This is a genomic window from Janibacter hoylei PVAS-1 (genome assembly GCF_004025845.1).
In the GTDB taxonomy this organism is placed as follows: Bacteria; Actinomycetota; Actinomycetes; order Actinomycetales; family Dermatophilaceae; genus Janibacter; species Janibacter hoylei.
In genome coordinates, this window is the sequence record NZ_PIPF01000007.1 from 132,578 (window position 1) to 150,954 (window position 18,377).

Annotated in this window: 14 protein-coding genes; 5 read left to right on the top strand and 9 right to left on the bottom strand. The window is 66.2% G+C overall.

The features are described from left to right. Positions 1-6: 6 nt before the first annotated feature. The 6 genes from CWN80_RS07540 to CWN80_RS07565 form a co-directional block, all read right to left on the bottom strand. Positions 7-939 (bottom strand): bifunctional DNA primase/polymerase, encoded by a 933-nt coding sequence (locus tag CWN80_RS07540; RefSeq protein ID WP_007926541.1) that lies wholly within the window; start codon positions 937-939, stop codon positions 7-9. Continuing rightward, positions 939-2,024: an ImmA/IrrE family metallo-endopeptidase gene (locus CWN80_RS07545; protein ID WP_007926543.1), complete on the bottom strand. Its 1,086-nt coding sequence runs from the start codon at positions 2,022-2,024 to the stop codon at positions 939-941. The genes CWN80_RS07540 and CWN80_RS07545 overlap by 1 nt, the downstream gene beginning before the upstream one ends. A 223-nt stretch (positions 2,025-2,247) precedes the next feature. Continuing rightward, on the bottom strand, positions 2,248-3,183 hold the full coding sequence (locus CWN80_RS07550; RefSeq protein ID WP_128277087.1) for a helix-turn-helix transcriptional regulator: 936 nt from the start codon (positions 3,181-3,183) through the stop codon (positions 2,248-2,250). Positions 3,184-3,207: 24 nt separating this feature from the next. Then, a complete protein-coding gene (locus tag CWN80_RS07555) occupies positions 3,208-4,476 on the bottom strand; it encodes an MFS transporter (protein ID WP_007926545.1) in 1,269 nt (422 codons plus the stop codon). Next, positions 4,473-6,128 carry an ABC-F family ATP-binding cassette domain-containing protein gene (locus CWN80_RS07560; RefSeq protein WP_007926546.1) on the bottom strand — a complete coding sequence of 552 codons (1,656 nt, stop codon included), beginning with the start codon at positions 6,126-6,128 and terminating at the stop codon, positions 4,473-4,475. Before CWN80_RS07560 ends, CWN80_RS07555 begins: the two co-directional genes overlap by 4 nt. A gap of 202 nt (positions 6,129-6,330) precedes the next feature. Next, on the bottom strand, positions 6,331-7,449 hold the full coding sequence (locus CWN80_RS07565; RefSeq protein WP_192899849.1) for a DNA cytosine methyltransferase: 1,119 nt from the start codon (positions 7,447-7,449) through the stop codon (positions 6,331-6,333). Between the two features lie 273 nt (positions 7,450-7,722). On the opposite strand from CWN80_RS07565, the gene mobF reads away from it, so the two are divergent. Then, entirely contained in the window at positions 7,723-11,274 is a 3,552-nt protein-coding gene (gene mobF, locus CWN80_RS07570) for a MobF family relaxase (protein WP_040881054.1), read from the top strand. Positions 11,275-11,295: 21 nt separating this feature from the next. On the opposite strand, the gene CWN80_RS07575 is transcribed toward mobF, so the two are convergent. The 3 genes from CWN80_RS07575 to CWN80_RS07585 all read right to left on the bottom strand — a co-directional run bounded on the left by CWN80_RS07575 (position 11,296) and on the right by CWN80_RS07585 (position 14,692). Continuing rightward, the gene (locus CWN80_RS07575; protein ID WP_007926549.1) at positions 11,296-12,135 is read right to left on the bottom strand and encodes a helix-turn-helix domain-containing protein; all 840 of its coding nucleotides are present in this window, start codon (positions 12,133-12,135) and stop codon (positions 11,296-11,298) included. Between the two features lie 143 nt (positions 12,136-12,278). Next, positions 12,279-13,442 (bottom strand): Cmx/CmrA family chloramphenicol efflux MFS transporter, encoded by a 1,164-nt coding sequence (locus CWN80_RS07580; RefSeq protein ID WP_128277088.1) that lies wholly within the window; start codon positions 13,440-13,442, stop codon positions 12,279-12,281. 254 nt (positions 13,443-13,696) lie between these two features. Next, positions 13,697-14,692 carry a DNA-processing protein DprA gene (locus tag CWN80_RS07585; RefSeq protein WP_238148118.1) on the bottom strand — a complete coding sequence of 332 codons (996 nt, stop codon included), beginning with the start codon at positions 14,690-14,692 and terminating at the stop codon, positions 13,697-13,699. 221 nt (positions 14,693-14,913) lie between these two features. Between CWN80_RS07585 and CWN80_RS07590 the strand changes: the two genes are divergently transcribed. The 4 genes from CWN80_RS07590 to CWN80_RS07605 all read left to right on the top strand — a co-directional run bounded on the left by CWN80_RS07590 (position 14,914) and on the right by CWN80_RS07605 (position 18,354). Next, positions 14,914-15,291, top strand: coding sequence for a hypothetical protein (locus CWN80_RS07590; RefSeq protein ID WP_051987926.1), 378 nt, complete (start codon positions 14,914-14,916; stop codon positions 15,289-15,291). 84 nt (positions 15,292-15,375) lie between these two features. Continuing rightward, positions 15,376-16,488, top strand: a complete 1,113-nt coding sequence (locus CWN80_RS07595; RefSeq protein WP_202865230.1) for a DUF262 domain-containing protein — start codon at positions 15,376-15,378, stop codon at positions 16,486-16,488. Continuing rightward, the gene (locus tag CWN80_RS07600; RefSeq protein ID WP_083853677.1) at positions 16,475-17,227 is read left to right on the top strand and encodes an MAE_28990/MAE_18760 family HEPN-like nuclease; all 753 of its coding nucleotides are present in this window, start codon (positions 16,475-16,477) and stop codon (positions 17,225-17,227) included. Before CWN80_RS07595 ends, CWN80_RS07600 begins: the two co-directional genes overlap by 14 nt. Then, a complete protein-coding gene (locus tag CWN80_RS07605; RefSeq protein WP_007926561.1) occupies positions 17,227-18,354 on the top strand; it encodes a DNA cytosine methyltransferase in 1,128 nt (375 codons plus the stop codon). The genes CWN80_RS07600 and CWN80_RS07605 overlap by 1 nt, the downstream gene beginning before the upstream one ends. The last annotated feature ends 23 nt before the right edge of the window (positions 18,355-18,377 follow it).

The following is an 18,377-nucleotide window of genomic DNA, read 5'->3' on the forward strand; positions in this document are numbered from 1 at the left end:
CCCTGTTCATCCCAGGCCCCTCACCGCGCCCGCCCACGACCCGGGGTCGCGTCGAGCGAACCCACCCGCCGGCGTGCTCGCTGAGGCGGAGCGTTCTCGGCGGGCGGCTCCCGCGTTGACGCTGCGGTAGGCGCTGTAGACGGTGCGGGTGATCTCCCGCTCGGCGAAGTCGGGCTGCTCGGCACGCACCAGCGCATCCAGGGCATCGGAGACCGGCACGTTCCCCTCAGCCAGGCGGCACGCGGCCCAGAACAGCTTGTAGTTCCGATCGCCCTTGATCTGCCGGGACAGCCACGCCGCCAGCCGGTCCGCGTTCTCCCGCCCCGACGCCTGCCCGCCTTCCCGCCCCGGGCGACGTGGCGGTGGCGGATCGAGGAAGTCACGTAGCCGCACCGCATCCACCGGCGCGACCGCACCGGCGGCCACTTGCTCGACCCGGTACGAGACCGAAGTAGCCTCCAGTCGCAGCGTCGAGGGGGGCGCGATGACGTAGCCTCCGTCCCCGCGGCAATCCACGCCGGCCTTGCCGACCGCCCACGACCGCTGCACCCGGGCCGGGACGGCCGGGAAGTAGGCATGCCGACCCCCGGTGGGCGTGGTCACCGTCGCCAGCGGCGCCGGGATCAGACCCGCGCGAGCCGCCCGCGCATATGCCGCGTACCCGTCGACGCCGTGCACGTCCACGTCGATCACGACCAGACCCGAGACGGCGCCGGTCGGGATGCCGATGTTCGCGCTCGGCTGCCACCGCCACCACTGCGCGACCTGGTGCGGGTCGGTTGTCGCGCGCCGGAAACCGGACGCGACGATCGGGGTCTTCTCGCCCGGCACGCACGGGAACACGGCCACCCCGGCCCGTGCCAGCTCGCGTGCTGCAACCGGCAACGGCAGACCGTCGAGCCGGTCGAACACGGCGGCGAACGCCGAGGGGGCGACCATCACAGCCCCCGCTCCGGCACCGCCTGCACCGTCCGCGGCTCACGCACCGGCAACGGCTCGGCCCCCGGTCCCGCCTCCGGCGCCCGCGCAGGTCCAGACTGTTCGACTTCGGGTCGGTCGAGTCGCAGTGAGGTCGGGTTGCCGTTGCCGAGCTGGATCGTGTCGAGCTGGCCCAGGACCTCGGTCGCGGTGCGGCGGACCTTCTCGCCGGTGTCGCGGATGACCTGCACCGGGTCCGTGCCGTCGACGTTCGCGGCCCACCCAGCGACGTAGGGGATCGTGTAGTCGCTGGTGTCCATGCCATGCGCTGCGGCGATCATCAGCGCCACCGACTCGGCCTCGACCTCACCGATCCCGCGATGCTGGCGCGCGTCCTGCTGGTTCGGCCCATGCAGACGCACATGGCCCAGTTCGTGCGCGAGGGTCTTCACCTGCGCGGCCGGATCCATGTCGGTCCGCACCAGGACCTGGCGGGTCTCGTAGTCGGTCATGCCGTTCGCGCCGCGGATCGCGTCGGCGTCGGGTATCCGCAGCACCTCGAATCCCAGCGACTCGACCTGCCCGGCCAGCCCCTCCCACAGCCCGGCGGGCGCCTCGCCTCTCAGCAGCTTCGGGCTTGGCAGTTCCGGCAGGTCGGCACCGTGGGTCCGGGACACATCCCACACATGAGCGGGGACGACGCTGACGATCCGCCGTTGCACGACCTCACCCGGGCGCGGCTTCTCGCCCTTCGTCAGGCGTCGCCACGAGGCCGGGTCCTTCGGCGTGGCCGTGGCGAAACGCACTCGGACCGGGGCGCGAATCTCATAGCCGCCGCCGGCCTCGGCCCAGCGGCCCATCTTCTTCCAGTCCTGGAACCCGGCCACCCATGTCGGCGTCGGGGATGGCACCCGGCCCTGCTCGTAGGCTTCCAGGTGCTGAGCCCAGATCAGCAGCGTGTTGTTGAATGAGCGCGATCGGAACCGCGCGGCGAACTCCATCGCCCGCCGCCAGTCCTCACCTGAGACCAGCTCCTCGACCGAGCGCACGATGCGTTCTTCGAGAGCTTCGAGCTTCGCTTCCCGCGTCTCGCTCCTCATCGCCATCGCAGGACCTCCCTCCGCCGTGGCCGCCCCGAGTGGGAGCAGCCGTTGCGACCACGAGGTACGCCGGGCGGATCAGGAAGACAAGGCGGACGACGGAAACGAGACTGGCGACCGCCAGGCTCCGCGATGAACCCGACGAGTCCCTACCGGACTACCGGAACCCCCGAAAGCCGTGGGGCCGCGGCCCGCGATCCTGCGGATATGACCCGGCTCGATGCGCGTTTCACCCGGACGACGGGGTGGCACGCGAGCGGGCGATCGCCCGGTAGCGGCTCGGCGTCACACCGACGCTACGACGGAACTGACGCGCCGCGAAATCAGGATCACTCCACCCCACCTCACGAGCAACCACCGCGATCGGCGTGTCCGTCGTGCGTAGAAGACCCGCCATCCGCTCCGCCCGCAACATCGTCAGATACGCGATCGGCGACTTCCCGTACGCCTCCACGAACACACGACCAAGCTGCGACTTCGACAGATGCACCTCGCGCGCCAGGTCCGTCACCGACCACCGACGCACCGGGTCCGACCGCAGCAGCTCGGCGACCCTCCGCGCCTCGGCCCGCAACGGCGCGAATCCCCGTCGCCTGGGCGGAGCAGGCCACGTCGTCGCGCGCTGCGTGGAGGACTCGCGCACCGGTGTCGTCGTGACGAACGGAGTCAGGACGTGAGCGATCGAGAACCACAACGCCTGCACCCGATGAAAGTTCGCGACCGGGCGATCCTCAACACTCAGCGCGACCAGCTCGTCCAGCCACGGCATCAACATCCCCGCCCGGTCCTCACCAAGTCGGAGAACCTGGGCTGGCTCGGCATAAGTCGTCGCAAAGAAGTCCTGTGCTTCAAGTCGATCTTGCAGAAAGCCGACGTACTGCCAGAACACCTGGTCCACCAGGTAATCGGTGTTCGCGAAGACGGTGGTCGTCGTGACGTGGCCTTCTGGCTCACTCCCGCACAGGACGTTCGCGCCGAGCACGACAACATCGCCAATACAGACGGGTCGCTGTCCGAACTCACTGAACAGCACCGCGGACCCAGAGCGGACGATGACAATCTTGATGCAGTCATATGCCACCGGACCGATCGGACGATGCTCGGTACGGGTCAATGCCGTGATGGGTGAGCGCAGGCCTTGTTCGTCTGCCTCGAATCCCAACATGTTCTTGACCCGGACAGTCGCGTCTCAGCGTTCGTCCAGTGAGCGTTCCATCTCGCTTTCGCGCATCCGTCCCGCCAGCAGAGCGATCAGCGCAAGGGCGGGTGGCGCGATGCCGGCGATGATGAAGATCACGGGGATAGGCACGAGCAGTGAGAGCGGGCCTGCGATGGCGATCGAGACCGGCATGAAGGCGATCGAGACGAAGAAGTCGAGGCTCGCGACTCGGCCGATCATGTCGAGCGGCACCAGACGTTGCAGCAGGGTTCCCCAGATGACGACACCGGCTCCGGTCGCCGCGCCGACGATGAACAGTGCTGAGAGCATCAGAATCAGGTTGTCGGCGACGCCGATGACCGCAAGGGGGAGGGTTCCGCCGCCCCAGCAGGCGATCATGAATGTGAGGTAGCGGCGCGGCAGTTTCAGAGATGACACAACGAGTGAGCCGATCGCCCCGCCGATGCCGAATGCGGCAAGGAGGAAACCGAACGTCGATTCGGCGTCCTCGAACCTGTCGCGGGTGATGAACGGCAGCAGCACTTCGATCGGTCCCTGGATGATGAGGGCGAGAGAGGAGCCGAAGATCAGAGTCCAGAGCAACCAGCGAGTGCGAGCCACATAGTTCACGCCTGCTCGAAGGTCGCCCCACACGCTCGTGCGCTGCTCCGGAGAAGTGACCGTGATCAGTTCGTCGCGCCGACTGAGGAACAGAGTGAGGATGAACGCGATCGCGTACGACGCTGCGACGATCACGGCCCCGATGGCGGGAAAGAACATGCCGACGAAGATTCCGCCGAGGGCGGGACCCAGACCCTGCCCCATTGAGGGTCGGAGAGCGCCTTCGAGCCCGTTCGCGGCGAGGAGCTGCTCAGGCGGAAGCACCTGGGGCAGATACGCGCTGTAGGCGGGGTAGAAGAACGCGCTTCCTGCGCCCATCGCGAAGGAGGCGACGCCGACGTGCCACAGTTCGATCGTCCCGGTGAGGGACAGCACTGCCACCACGGTCATCACGGCCGCGGTGCATCCCTGCACGGTGATGATGATGCGGCGTTTGGAGAACCGATCGGCGACAACGCCACCCAGGATCGAGAAGGCGAACAAGCCCAAGCTCATCCCTGTCGCGACCGCTGAGAGCGCGAGCGGGCTGTCATCGAGCGCGAGGACTTGGAAGACCATCACGATGGTCCACATCCCGGTGCCGAAGACCTCGATGCCGACTGCGGCGAACAGGAGCCGATAGTCCCGCGAAGCCAGTGGCCGCAGGGCACGTATCCGGTTGAGGTTCTTCTCGCTCATACCAGCGCCTCGCCTTCGATCATCGAAGTCAGTTCGAGGCTCGGCCATTCGTAAACGTCACGGAGCAGCTGCCGGTCGTGCGTTGACAGGACGACCGCCGCTGCAGTCGCTCCGAGCGCGTCGGTGAGTTCGTCAACGAGCGCGATTGAAAGGTGGTTGGTGGGTTCGTCCAGGAGGAGCACATGCGGGCGCATCGCGAGCACGAGTGCCAGATCGAGCCGGCGCTGCTGCCCCATCGAGAGCTCGCCCACTCGTTTGCCCGCCTCGCGCGGGCGAAGGAGACCAAGCTGAGAGAGGCCGATCGCATCCGATTCCCGCAAGGTGCCTTCGGACACGAGCGCGCCGACGTGCGTGGCGTACACCTCGCTCGCTCTCCGATCAGGCGGCAGGGTCGTCTCCTGATGGAGAAAGCCGAGGCGCGTGCTCCGAGGCATCCGAACCGCTCCGGTGTCCGGCGATAGCTCACCACCGACCACGCCCAGCAGTGTGGACTTGCCGGCACCGTTCGGGCCGGTCACAACGAGACGGCCGCGGTGGGAGAGTGAGAACGACACTGGCTGGCTCAACCGCCCGGCGACGCTGACGTGATCGACGCTGAGGAGAACCGCGCCAGTTCGTGTGGGGAGTTCGGGGAACCGGAAGAGCTGAGGCGGTTCCGGCACGGTGACGGCGTGGGCTTCGAGTGCTTCCTGGCGTCGGTGAACGTTCTGCACAAGCCCGCCGGCCCGGGTGGCGCGCCCATGCTTGTTGGTGCCCTTCTCTGGTCTCCACCCCGAGACGAGTCGGTTCTGCGCTGCGCTGAGACTGTCCTGTAGCCGAGCATGCTCGGCCTGCTGGCGGTCATAGTCCTGTTCCCAGCGTTCCCGCTCGGCCAGACGTCCCTCCCGGTAGCCGGCATAGCCGTTCCCGTACACGCGCGGCCGATCGTCCGGCGTCGGGTCCAGGTCGACGATGGTCTCCGCGATGTCGGACAGCAGCGCGCGATCGTGGCTGACGACGACAACACCCCCGCTCCGCGCTCGGAGCTGCGCGGTCAGGAACTCGAGCCCGCTTCGGTCGAGGTGGTTGGTGGGCTCATCAAGCAGGAGGAAGTCGTGATCGGCGCCCAGGAGGCACGCCAGCCGTACCCGATAACGCTGTCCCACCGAGAGGTCTGTGAGAAGCCTGGTCGAGTCCGTCTCCGCGTCGAGTGCTTCGAGCGCGATCTGCACGCGCCGTTCGGCATCCCACGCATCGAGCGCTTCGGCATGTTCCAACGCGGCCGCGTACTGCTCCTCCGTCCGGTCCTTGTTGTCCGCGAGAGCGAGAGCGGCCGCGTCGAGCGCCGCCAACGCGGCCAGTGGTTCGGCGATCGCCTCTGCGACCGCCTGCCCAACAGTTCGACTGTCAGCGGCGGTCATCTCTTGCTCGGCCACAGCGATCGTGCCGATGCGCTGGACTGTTCCGCTGTCCGGGACCAGGACGCCAGCGAGAACCTGCAGGAGGGTCGATTTCCCTCGCCCGTTCTCTCCCACGATCGCGACACGCGATGAGGAAGTGAGGGTGAGGTCTACATGATGGAGAACGGGTGTGGCTCCGCGCATCAAAGACACGTCGGAAGTGATGAGTTGCGCGCGATGGCGCGCCGGATGACGGTTCGTCGGGGTAAGCATTGAAGTCCTTCGAGACGACGCACCACCAGCCACAGACAGGCAGATAGGTACGCAAATGACGGCGACCCAGGAAGGGTCAGAAACGAGCGGCCGCCGCAGTCTCGGATTACTCAACGAGCGCGGTGGGCCTACTCAGCCGTCACAGGAAGTACAAATGCATACGACCACCCTACCGCACGAAGCCGACGTGCCCTCCGCCTAGCTACGCGATCGCTAGAAGGGCGCGGAGCGCGTGCGCTGCTTGGGCGGGTACGACTCCGTTGCCGAGTGCGGTGAGCTGTTCTGGCGGGGTGAGTCCGAGGTTGGGATCGGTCACCCATCCGTCCGGTAGGCCCATCAGCCATTCCACGAAGCGCGGCGCGGGCCGGCACTGCCCCTCGTCCGTTACGAGGGCTGGTGAGGGGGCGCCTCGTCCGGTGAGGTGTTCCCATCGTCGGATTGCCAGGGCGTAACGTCCCCAGCGTCGAAGAGCTGCCCGATCAGCGGCCACAGAAGCTCCGGATCCCGATGCGGCCGCGAACCGTCCGGCCCGTTCAGCGCCAGGTCGATGACCTGATGGGACAGGGCGATCGTGCCGCGCCGCGCGCGTACTCGTTCCAGGCTCTCCCCGCCGCGGGCGGCGTCGGAGGCCAGCGGCGTGCGGAACAGCGCGGCGGGCGAGGATGAAGATGCGAAAGCGGGTGTGGGGTGCGCCGATGTCGGAAGCGGGTAGGCCGAGCCAGCGCGCGTCGTACCCGAGGTCGGCCAGATCGCCGAGTACGGCGCCAAGAGCCCGTAGAGGTCGAGCTGGCTGGTCTCCCAGATGCCACGGGTCGGATTCCACACCGCGAACGGCCGCCCCCTCGATTGCGGTTGCGGGCTCGGGGGTTGCAGAGGCGGGGTTGCGTCCATCAGGGTCCTCTCCTTCCGGTGTCGGGCGCGTCGCGGTAGCCGAAAGCAGCCCGCGCACGTTCTCGGCGACGACCCACTCCGGTTGCAGCACGTCGATCGCCTCGGCCATGCGCGCCCACAACCCCGAGCGGGTGCCAGGGTGCAGGCCGGCCATGCGTCCCACGGTGGACACGTCCTGGCAGGGGAACCCACCGCAGATCACATCGACGGGCTCGACCGCGTTCCAGTCGATCGTCGTGATGTCGCCCAGGTTCGGCACGCCCGGCCAGTGATAGGCGAACACCCGCGCCGGCGCCGGGCTCAACTCTGAGAACCACACCGTCTCGCCGTCGAACACTTCCTCGACGGCAAGGTCGAGTCCGCCGTAGCCAGAGAACAGTGACCCGATCCGTAGACGACGGCCCTGGGTCTCGTCGTTCGGCAGGCGCATGAGGACTCCGGCAGATCGGTGATCCCCGGCCGAGTCCGATCGTGAACTCGATGCCGGGCTGGTTACCCGCCAAGTGCTCGCCGCACCTCCCGTCTCCAACTCGAACGACCTTGCGACGGCCTGCCGCCGCCCTTGGCTCGCCCCGTCTCTGAGCTGCCACACGTCTTTCAGACGAGGCGCGAGGGTCCCGAGTCGCATCTGATGCGACCGGGCTTGCGGGATCACCTGCTCTCCGAGCGGTTAGCGGAAGGGGCAGCCGAGGTGACGGTTTCGATGCGTGTGATGAGCGCGGGCGATGGGTACAAGTACCTACTGAAGTCCATCGCCGCGGGCGATGGCGACCGCTCGCTGTCCACGCCGCTGACTCGGTATTACGCAGAGGCAGGAACGCCGCCCGGCTTCTGGATGGGCTCGGGACTTGGCCGGCTCGGGCACGGCGAGCTGGTCGAGGGAGCCCAGGTCGCAGAAGCCCAGCTCGCGCTGTTGATCGGGATGGGCCATGACCCGATCACGGGCGATCCGCTGGGCCGCGCCTACCAGCAGTTCGCGTCGGTCGCGGAGCGGATCACGCAGCGCGTCGACGCCCTCGACCCCGAACTGGGGCCGGCCGCTCGAGCTCAACAAGTAGCCGCGATCGAAGCGGAGGAGGCTGAGCGCGGAACCCGCCGCGCCGTGGCGGGCTATGACTTCACCGTCTCCGTGCCGAAATCCGTCTCCACGATCTGGGCGGTTGCAGACGCGGGCACCCAAGCCTTGATCGCAGACGCCCACCATGCGGCGGTTGCAGAGCTGGTTGCGTTCCTCGAACGAGAGGTTGCGACAACCCGAGTCGGTGCAACCGGCCCGGACGGCGCGGTTGCGCACGTCGATGTCGCCGGCGTCGTGGCGGCGGCGTTCGATCACTACGACAGCCGCGCGGGCGACCCGCAGTTGCACACGCATGTCGTCATCAGCAACAAGGTTCTGACCGTGCAGGACGGGCGCTGGCGAACCCTCGCTGGCCGGCCGATGCACTCGGTCGTCGTAGCCGTCTCCGAGCTCTACAACGCCGCTCTGGCGGACCAGCTCACCCGCGTCCTCGGCGTGGAGTGGGAGGCGCGAGAGCGGGGCCGGGACCGGAACCCGGCATGGGAAATCGAGGGCGTGCCCGACGAGCTGGTGACTGAGTTCTCCACCCGGTCGCGACACATCAAGGCCGAGAAGGATCGCCTGATCGCTGAGTACGTCGCCAGGCACGGGCGCCAGCCTTCGGCGCGGACGGTGCTGAAACTCCGGGCACAGGCGACGCTCGCTACCCGGCCGGAGAAGCAGGTTCGGTCGCTGGCCGACCTCACCCGCGAGTGGCGGCAGCGCGCCAGCCGAGTGCTCGGGAAGGACGCGAACGGCTGGGCTCGCACCCTCACCGTGACGAACGCGCGGGCGCCGCGGGTGTTGCGTGCCGACGATGTGCCGCTGGACGTGGTGCGTGAGGTCGGGCAGACCGTGATGGAGACGGTCGGTGAGAAGCGTTCGACCTGGACCCGCTGGAACCTGCATGCCGAGGCATCCCGGCAGTTGATGGGGTGGCGGTTCGTCACCATGCAGGATCGGGAGGCGATCACTGGCCTGGTGGTCGACGCGGCCGAGCACGCTTCGCTGCGGTTGACGCCGCCGGAGCTGGCGTCGAGTCCGTTGCAGTTCCGCCGCGTGGACGGCACCTCCCGGTTCCGGCCGCACTCCTCGACGCTGTTCTCATCCGAAGTCCTGCTGGCCGCCGAAGACCGGCTCCTGGCCCGAGCGTCCACCACCACGGGGCCGGTCGTGGCGTTGGAGACGGTCGAGAGGATCGCCCGAAAGCCCGACGCACGCGGGCGGGTGCTCGGCGAGGATCAGGCCGCGGCCCTGGCAGCTATCGCAGTCTCCGGTCGGATCGTGGACGTGCTGGTCGGCCCGGCCGGTGCCGGGAAGACCACGGCCATGAACGGGCTCCGCAGGGCGTGGGAGAAGGAACACGGCAACGGGTCGGTGATCGGACTCGCGCCCTCTGCTGTGGCGGCGCAGGTCCTCGCCGATGACCTCGGCATCGCGACGGAGAACACCGCGAAGTGGTGGCAGAACCATCTCATGCACGGGACCACGTTCGCGGCTGGGCAGCTCATCATCATCGACGAGGCGAGTCTGGCCGGCACCATGTCGCTGGATCGGCTCACCCACGAGGCTGAGCAGGCGGGCGCGAAAGTCCTCCTGGTCGGTGACTGGGGCCAGCTCCAATCACCGGGCGCCGGCGGGAGCTTCGCGATGCTCGTGCACGCCCGTGAGGATGCCCCCGAGCTGACCGATCTGCACCGCTTCACCCACGAGTGGGAGAAGACCACCTCGCTCCAGCTCCGCCACGGCCGCGCCGAGGCGATCGACACCCTGATCGAGCACGGCCGGATCACCGGCGGCGACGAGGAAGCGATGATCGACGCCGCCTATCGCGCGTGGCGGGCTGATGTTGCCGCTGGGCGTGCGTCGATCCTCGTGACCGAGACGCACGCGACCGTCACCGAGCTGAACGCCAGGGCGCGGGCGGATCGGATCATCGACGGCGCCGTGAACCCGACCCGCGAACTCGCCCTGCACGACGGTACCGCGGTCTCGGACGGTGATCTGGTCATCACCCGCGAGAACGACCGGCGGCTCCGCAACGGCCGAACGTGGGTCCGCAACGGCTCCAGATGGATCGTCACCGGGGTCCGTGAGGACGGGTCGGTCAGCATCCGCCCTGCCGGGCGCAGGTTCGGCGGCGGGATCGTGCTGCCGGCCGACTATGTGGCCGAGCACCTGGACCTCGGTTATGCGATCACCGCGCACCGTGCCCAAGGCGTGACCACCGACACCGCGCACGCGGTCGTCACCGCCACCACGACGCGGGAGAACTGCTACGTCTCCATGACCCGCGGCGCCACCAACAACCACGCCTACGTCGCCGTCGACCGTGAGGACGCCGAGCACGCGGTGCCGCGTCCCGGCGACAACCCGAACGTCACCGCCCGCTCGATCCTCTACGGCGTGTTGCAGCACATCGGCGCGGAGCTGTCGGCGCACGAGACGATCGCCGCCGAGCAAGACCGCTGGGGCTCGATCGCGCAGCTCGCAGCCGAGTACGACACGATCGCGCAAGCCGCGCAGCACGACCGCTGGGCCACCTTCCTGCAAGCCTCCGGCCTCACTGTCGAGCAGGTCGAAGACGTGCTCGCCTCCGACGCCTACGGTGCTCTGTCGGCCGAGCTGCGCCACGCCGAGGCCAACCACCACGACCTCGACGTGCTGCTGCCCAAGCTGGTGGCCGCGCGGGGCCTGCGCGATGCCGACGACATCGCCTCCGTCCTTCACGCCCGCGTCGCTCGTGCCACCGTCCGGCCTGCCGGATCGGGACGCACACGCAAGCCCCCGCGGTTGATCGTCGGGCTCATCCCGCACGCCGGCGGGCAGATGGCCGAGGACATGCGCCAAGCCCTGGACGAGCGCCGCGAGCTGATCGAGGCCCGCGCCGACGCCATACTCCGTACCGCGCTCACCGAGAAGGAACCGTGGACGGCCAGCCTCGGCCAGGCACCGAAGGACAAGAAGCAGCAGGCGGCATGGTGGCGCGCCGCCCGCACCATCGCCGCATACCGAGACCGCTACGGCATCACCGACGACCGCACCCCGTTCGGCCCCGACCCGGAGAGCACCAGCCAGAAGATTGACGCGATCCGCGCCCGCGCCGCCCTGAACCGCGCCCGCGCCGCCACGATCGAGGGCACCACGACGGAGCAGATACGGCCTGTGGCTGTCGGGCGGCGGACGCCGAGTCTGTGAATGAGCACCTGTGGCCGCACGTCACCCGACTACCAATCGAGCAGACTTAGCATGTTCGATGCTCCGGTACTGATTTGGCGTGACGCCGATACCGCGGCGAAACTGTCGCGCAGCGAAGTCTGAATCACGCCAGCCGACTTCGCGAGCAATAGCGGAAAGTGGCCGGTCGGTAGTGCGGAGAAGATGAGCCATCCGTTCTGTGCGGAGCATTGTTAGGTAAGCGATGGGCGACTTGCCGTACGCTTCCACAAACACCCGCCCCATCTGCGACTTAGACAAATGGACTTCATCGGCAAGGTCCGACACCGACCAACGGCGCTCAATGTCCGCGCGCAGCAGTTCCGCGGCTCTCCGCGCCTCCATGCGCAGCGGGGTGAACCGGCGATGCCGAGGCAACGTGGGCCACGTTGTCGCTTGCTGCGTTGAGGATGTTCGGATCGGAGAGGTCTTGATGAAGGGGGCGATGACGTGCGTGATCGAGAACCAGAGCGCCTGCATTCGGTAGAAGTTCTCCACTGGCCGGCCTTCGATACTTAGCGCGACCAGTTCGTCCAGCCACGGCGTTAACGACTCCGCCCGATCCTCGCCGAGTCGAAGAATCTGGGCGGGCTCAACATAGGTGGCGGCGTAAAAAACCTGCGCATCGAGACGATCTTGCAGCATCCCGACGTACTGCCAGAACACTTGATCGACCACATAGTCGGTGTCGGCATAGATTGTCGTCATCGTGATACGGCCTTCGGGCTCACCACCGCACAGCGTGTTCGGACCGAGCAGGATCACGTCACCGGCATTGACTAGTTGCTTCCCGAACTCACCGACCAAGACCGCGCCGCCGTCACGGACGATCGTTATGGTCACACAGTCATAGGCCGACGGTACGACGGCAGCACGGAGCACTCTGGTTCGAGCAATGACCGGCTCGAACCAGAGTGCTCCACTGCGACGGGGAGACATCACGCTGTCGAATCCCAGTGATGCGTGTCGTCCGACGACCCACCGTCCTAGTTGACACGCTCCCGATGCGCCCTCGTGCGGTACCACCACAGAAGCAGAGCGAGGCCGACGAATATGGCACTGGTCAGAGCGATGCCGCGTGTTCCGGCGAGGTTGAGGGCGAGACCGCCAGCAATGGGGCCGATGATCGCCCCGATGTTGAGTGCCGCAGTAGAGAACGACCCAGACATCGTTGGGGCTGCTTCCGCCTCGGCCATGATCCGGGCGATCAGCGCGCTGCCGACGGTGAAGGAAAGAGCGCCTTGTGTGAAGGCTAGAACCCACAGCAGAGCGGGGCTCGTCGGTGCCAGGGCGAGAGTCGCCCAGCCGACAAGCAGGAGCGGACTCGCTATCGCGATCAGCGGGCGCCAGTGACGGTCTCCGAGCTGGCCGGCCAAGGTGACACCAGCAAAGGCGCCGATGCCGAACAATGCCAGGAGCGCCGGCACCGCCCGGTCACCGATGCCACCCGGTCCAGCGGCGATCACAGCCAAGTAGGTGAACGTGCAGAACGTCGCTCCGTTGACCAAGATCGCCAGGACCACGACGACTTGTAGCGGGCGCCGACGCAAGACCGAGAGCTCTGCACCCAACGTTGTCGGTGCGGTGGCTACTGCAGTCGGGTCAGGCCGGGTCGGCGTCGCCGTGACCACCGCGATAAGTGCGGGTACGCAGATGATAGCGATGGCCCACAGGGTCGTGCGCCATCCCAATGCCTCACCGACAAGAGCCCCGAGAGGAACACCGGCGATCAGCGCGAGCGTGGTGCCAGCGAGGATCACAGCCAGGGCGCGTGCGCGCCGGTGGGCGGGAACGATCTGGCCGACCGTCGACAAAGCGACGGCAAGGAACCCGGCGTTCGCCAACGCAGCGACAAACCGGGTCAGGATGAGAATGACGAACGACCCAGTGACGGCACCGACGACATGTGCGACCACGAAGACGGCGAGGAACCCGGTCATGGTCCACCGCGGCGATAGCCTCCGGCCGCTAGCGGCCATCACCGGCGCGCCGATGACCATTCCGACCGCGAACGCGGAGGTCAGGAGACCGGCCTGACTCAGTGAGACGCCAAGCTCGGTGGCGATAGCCGGTAGCAGGCCAGCCAAGACGAACTCGGAAGTTCCTTGAGCGAAGACGGCGAGGGCAAGTAGATACAGCAAGAAGGGCATGAGAGTGCTTTCCGAAACATGAGACGAATACGGGTGCGAAAGGCACGGCCGGTGTTTCGGATGCACGGGCTCAACGGACGCGACGACTCAGGGCGCGCGTGCGACGAGGCTGGTGGGGAAGAACGTCAGCATCCAGGGCTACCGGCGTGCCGGCAGCCCTGCTCTGTCTGACTCAGGTGACCCCATAGCCCCAAGACTATCTCAGAAGCAGAGCGGAGCACCCGCGCGGCGTTCTCGGCGCGGGCACCTCGAACTCAGAGAGAGCGTCCGGGCGTGCTCCGTGACGGCCGCCGGTGCCCGAACTCGCGTCCGATCTCGGGTCGGGTCATGGCCCGACCTGGGCTCGGGTCGGCGTCGAGAAGGTCGATCACGTCGCTGGGCTGCGTGACGAGCGAGGCGAATCCTTGCTTGATGAGTACGTTCGGTCCGGCGCTCGCGACGCTGGTCAGCGGACCAGGCACGGCGCCGACGCCCCGGCCGAGGTCGCGTGCGTCGATGACCGTGGTCATCGACCCGGATCGAGGCCCGGCCTCGGGGATCACGGTCGCACCCGACAGTGCCGCCAACAGGCGACTACGGGCGAGGAACCTGTGCTTTGTCGGCGCAGAGCCGGGTGGCAGTTCGCTGACCAGCAGCCCGATATCCCCGATCCGGTTCAGCAGCTCGGAATGTCCGGCCAGGTAGGGACGATCCAGCCCACCGGCCAGGACCGCGATCGTCTGACCGCCCGCGGCCAGCGCGCTCTTGTGCGCGGCCCCTTCGATCCCGTAAGCGCCACCGGCGACGATGACCCGTTCCTCATCGGCCAGGCCCATCGCCAGCTCGCCCGTGACGTGCTCGCCGTATTGGGTTGAGGCACGAGAGCCGGTGATCGTGGCTCGATCGCTCAGTGGCGTCATCAGGAACGAGACCGCCCCGCGCATCCACAGCAGGTACGGAGCACGATCGCCCAAGTCGTTCAGGCCGGCGGGCCACTCCTTGTCGGCAGGAATGAGCGTGCCGAACCCGTGCCGCTCCGCCTGCGCCAGTTGATCCAGCAGGCCGGGCGTGATCCGTTCGGTAAGCCGCTCGCGCCACATCAGCGCCTCGGCGCGAGCGAGACAGGGCACGTCGTCGTCGGCCTGGATCAGGCGCAGCGTCTCGACGCCGCCGTGATGGGCGAGGACAATGCCGGTGGCTGGGTCGTTCGGCTCGGCGATCATCGACAGCACGGCTCGCGCCTGCCGCTCGTCCTGTACCTGCTCGGCCATCGTCGCCATGATCGGTGTCCTCTCGCTCCAAGGTCACCGACGAGGTACACGCTCTTGCGCTCAGCGAGGGGTTCCCTCCGTCACACGTCAGTCGTAGACTGTGAGATGAGGCAGGTTCAGCAAACTACGCGGGTCCTTCGGGACGGCCCCTCGCGGGCACTCGGTTCATAGCCGCCTCCACGACGGAACACGTCGCGCTATGACGAGGAAAGAGGCCCGCAATGATTCGCCAATCCATGAACCTGAGCGAACGAGGCTACGGCGTCTTCCAGTACGCGCCCACGAACCTGCTGCTCGGCGCCATCCGCTACCGCCGTCGAGGCTTGAAGTGGGGCATCCCCGCCATGCTGCTCCTGGGCGGCGGTTACTACTACGCCACAGCGATCTGCCACACGATCATCCTGCGGGAAGGCCCCGGTCCTCTCTACCTGCTGGTCCTGCTGTTCGCGTGGAACGCCCTCAAGTTCTTCTGGATCGGGCCGGTCAGCCTCGTCCAGCTCGTGCTCGTCCAAGCACAGGAACGGAGGGTCCGACGAGTCGCCGACGTGGGGGAGGGCGAGGGCAGCCGACAGATGTCGGAGGCACCCGGCATCCTGTGACGTGGGCTTGGGGTTCGCCCGCCTGTCGTCGCGGTGGCAAGGGCAGCGCCCCGGTAGCCTAGAGGCAAGGCCTACCTGTCGGAGGTGAAGCAAGCAGAAGGAGGAGGTGCGATGGTGGCGCGGTCCAAGGATCGACCGACTGCGGAGCAGATCGAGCTTGCCGAAGCGCAGATCGTTGAGCAGTCCAAACGAATCGACTTCTTCCTCACGGAGTATTCCGTCGAGCTGCTGGCCCAGAAGGTCCGCGACGGCGAATATGTCGTGCCCGCGTATCAGCGCGAGTTCACCTGGGAGGAGCGTCGTAAGTCTCGGTTCATTGAGTCATTGATTATGGGTCTTCCGATTCCGTTCATCTTCTTCTGGGAGATGCCGGACGGGCGGCTGGAAATCGTTGACGGCTCGCAGAGACTGCGCACTATCGAAGAGTTCATTTACGGCGGATTCCAGCTTGGCGAACTTGATCCTCTGACACATCTGTCGGGATTCCGTTTCGATGACCTCCCCGAGTCGAGGCAGCGAAAGATCAAGAACCGATCAGTTCGCGGCATCGTTCTGAATGAGCATGCCGATGAGGCGGCGCGGCTCGACATGTTTGAGCGCATCAACACGGGCAGCAAGATCGCCAACAATGCAGAGATTCGTCGTGGCGCTCTCGCTGGGCCGTTCCTGGACGTTGTAACTGAACTTGCTAACGTGCCGCTCCTTGCCCAGCTCGCGCCGATGCCAGCGAAGGCCAAGAGAGAGCGTGGCTACGAGGAACTCGTCACGCGACTCTTCGCTTACGGAGACGGTCTTGACGGCTATCGAGACCGGCCTTCCGACTTCCTCTTCACTTACTCAAAGAAGATGAATCAAGAGTTCGCTTCAAACCCGGACCTGGCGGACGCATATCGCCAGCGGTTCAATGCTGTTCTTGATTTTGTGTCACGCAATTTCCCGTTCGGATTCCGTAAAGCCGAGAAGAGCACGGCCACGCCGCGGACGCGATTCGAGTCGATTGCTATCGGCGTTGACCGGGCACTGGCTGAGATGCCGGAGCTTGCCGACCGCCCGGCCGACCAGATTGATGTCGCCTCCTGGATTGGTCTGCCGGAGTTCCAGAAGATCACGAGTTCGGACGGTGCGAATGCGATCGCTCGCCTTCGCGGACGTATTGATTTCGTGAAGCACAAGCTGGTGGGGCATGGCGACGATTGATCTTGCTCCGTTTTTTGAGGAGAGGTACGAAGAAATAGAGGCGTACCTCTCTTTTCTGCAGAACGTCGAGGATGCCGCCCGCGAGGGCACACCCCGCCTGCGTGGAACCGACGCTCCGATCACCACTGAGCAGAAGAAGATTCTCAACTCAAGTCTCTACCTACAGCTCTACAACCTCGTAGAAGCCACCGTGCTCCGATGCTTGGAAGCGGTTGTCGCCGCCGTCGAGGAAGCGGAACGGCGTCCGAGCGAGCTAAGCATTGGTCTCCGAACTGAGTGGGTGCGTTCGATCGCGCGCACTCATAGCGATCTGGGGCCGGACAAACGTCTGCAAGCGGCACTTGATCTGTGCGAGCAGTTGTTGCAGCAGATGCCTGTCAAAGGGTTCAAGATCGAACCTGGTGGGGGCGGAAACTGGGACGACTCTTCGATTGAGAAGATATGTGAACGAGTTGGCTGTGGCCTGACGCTCTCACCTGATGTCCTCGAAGCGGCAAAGCGTCACATTCGAGATGACATGGGCGCCCTCAAACTAGTTAAGAACCGTCGCAACGGACTTGCTCATGGGTCGCTGTCATTCGTTGACTGCAGCGATGGCGTGACGGTAGCGGAGCTCAAGGTCCTCGCTACTGCGGTCGGAGACTATCTGAGAGAAGCAGTTGGATGTTTCGTGAGCTTTATCCAGGTCGAGATTGCGAAGAGCAAAGAGCAGATGGAGACGGAAGGAGTGGTCGCTTGATGAGTGAGGGCGAGAACGCTCCGACGATTCGTGCCGTCGATCTGTTCTGCGGAGTTGGCGGCCTGACATACGGCCTCGTCCAGGCAGGTATCGAAGTTGTTGCGGGCATCGATATCGACCCGGCGTGCAAGTATCCCTACGAGGCCAATAACAAGGCCAAGTTCATTGAACGTGATGTCAATGAACTTTCGGCGTCTGACGTTGCAGCCATGATTGGCGGTGCCGACATCAGCATGATCGCTGGATGCGCCCCATGCCAGCCGTTTTCAACGTACAGCCGGTCGGGCAGGAGCAAGAAGCGCGGAGACGACTGGCAACTTGTTGAGACGTTCGGCAAGCTCGTGAAGGAAGTCCAGCCCGATCTGGTCACGATGGAGAATGTTCCTCAGTTACTCGACCATCCCGTCTTCGATCAGTTCTTGGAGAACTTGGATGGCTATTCAGTTGAGTGGTCTGTCGTTCAAGCGGTCCGGGTGGGCATCCCGCAGACACGCAAGCGCCTGGTTCTCATCGCCTCCAAGCTGGGCGCTGACGGCCTCACGCTGGCGCAAGACACCGAGCGTGTGAGGACCGTGCGGGAGGCCATCGGTCGCCTCCGTCCGATCGAGGCTGGTGAGTCAGACCCGAAAGACCGTCTGCATGTCGCGTCACGATTGAGTAAAACCAACCTTGAACGGATACGCCACTCGAAGCCGGGCGGTACATGGCGCGACTGGCCCGATGCGCTCCAGGCCGCCTGTCATCGGAAGAGCACGGGCGCCACGTATCCGAGTGTGTATGGCCGGATGTCGTGGGACGACGCGAGTCCGACGATCACTACCCAGTGCTTCGGGTACGGGAACGGGCGGTTCGGTCACCCCGAGCAGGATCGGGCCATCTCCTTGCGGGAAGCTGCGATCTTGCAGACCTTCCCACCCAAGTACAAGTTCGTACCTCCGGGCGAGCCCGTCCGCTTCAGCGTGCTGGGACGCCTCATCGGCAACGCCGTACCAGTGCGCCTCGGCGAGGTTGTTGGCCAGACGATCGTCGCGCACGCTTCGCGGTTCCGGCCGCCGGAGAGCCGAGTTGGGGCTGAGCGAGGGACGCCAGGACAAGAGCCACGCGGCGATCATCTCGCTCGGTCGTAGGGGGACCAGAAGGGGACCAGAAG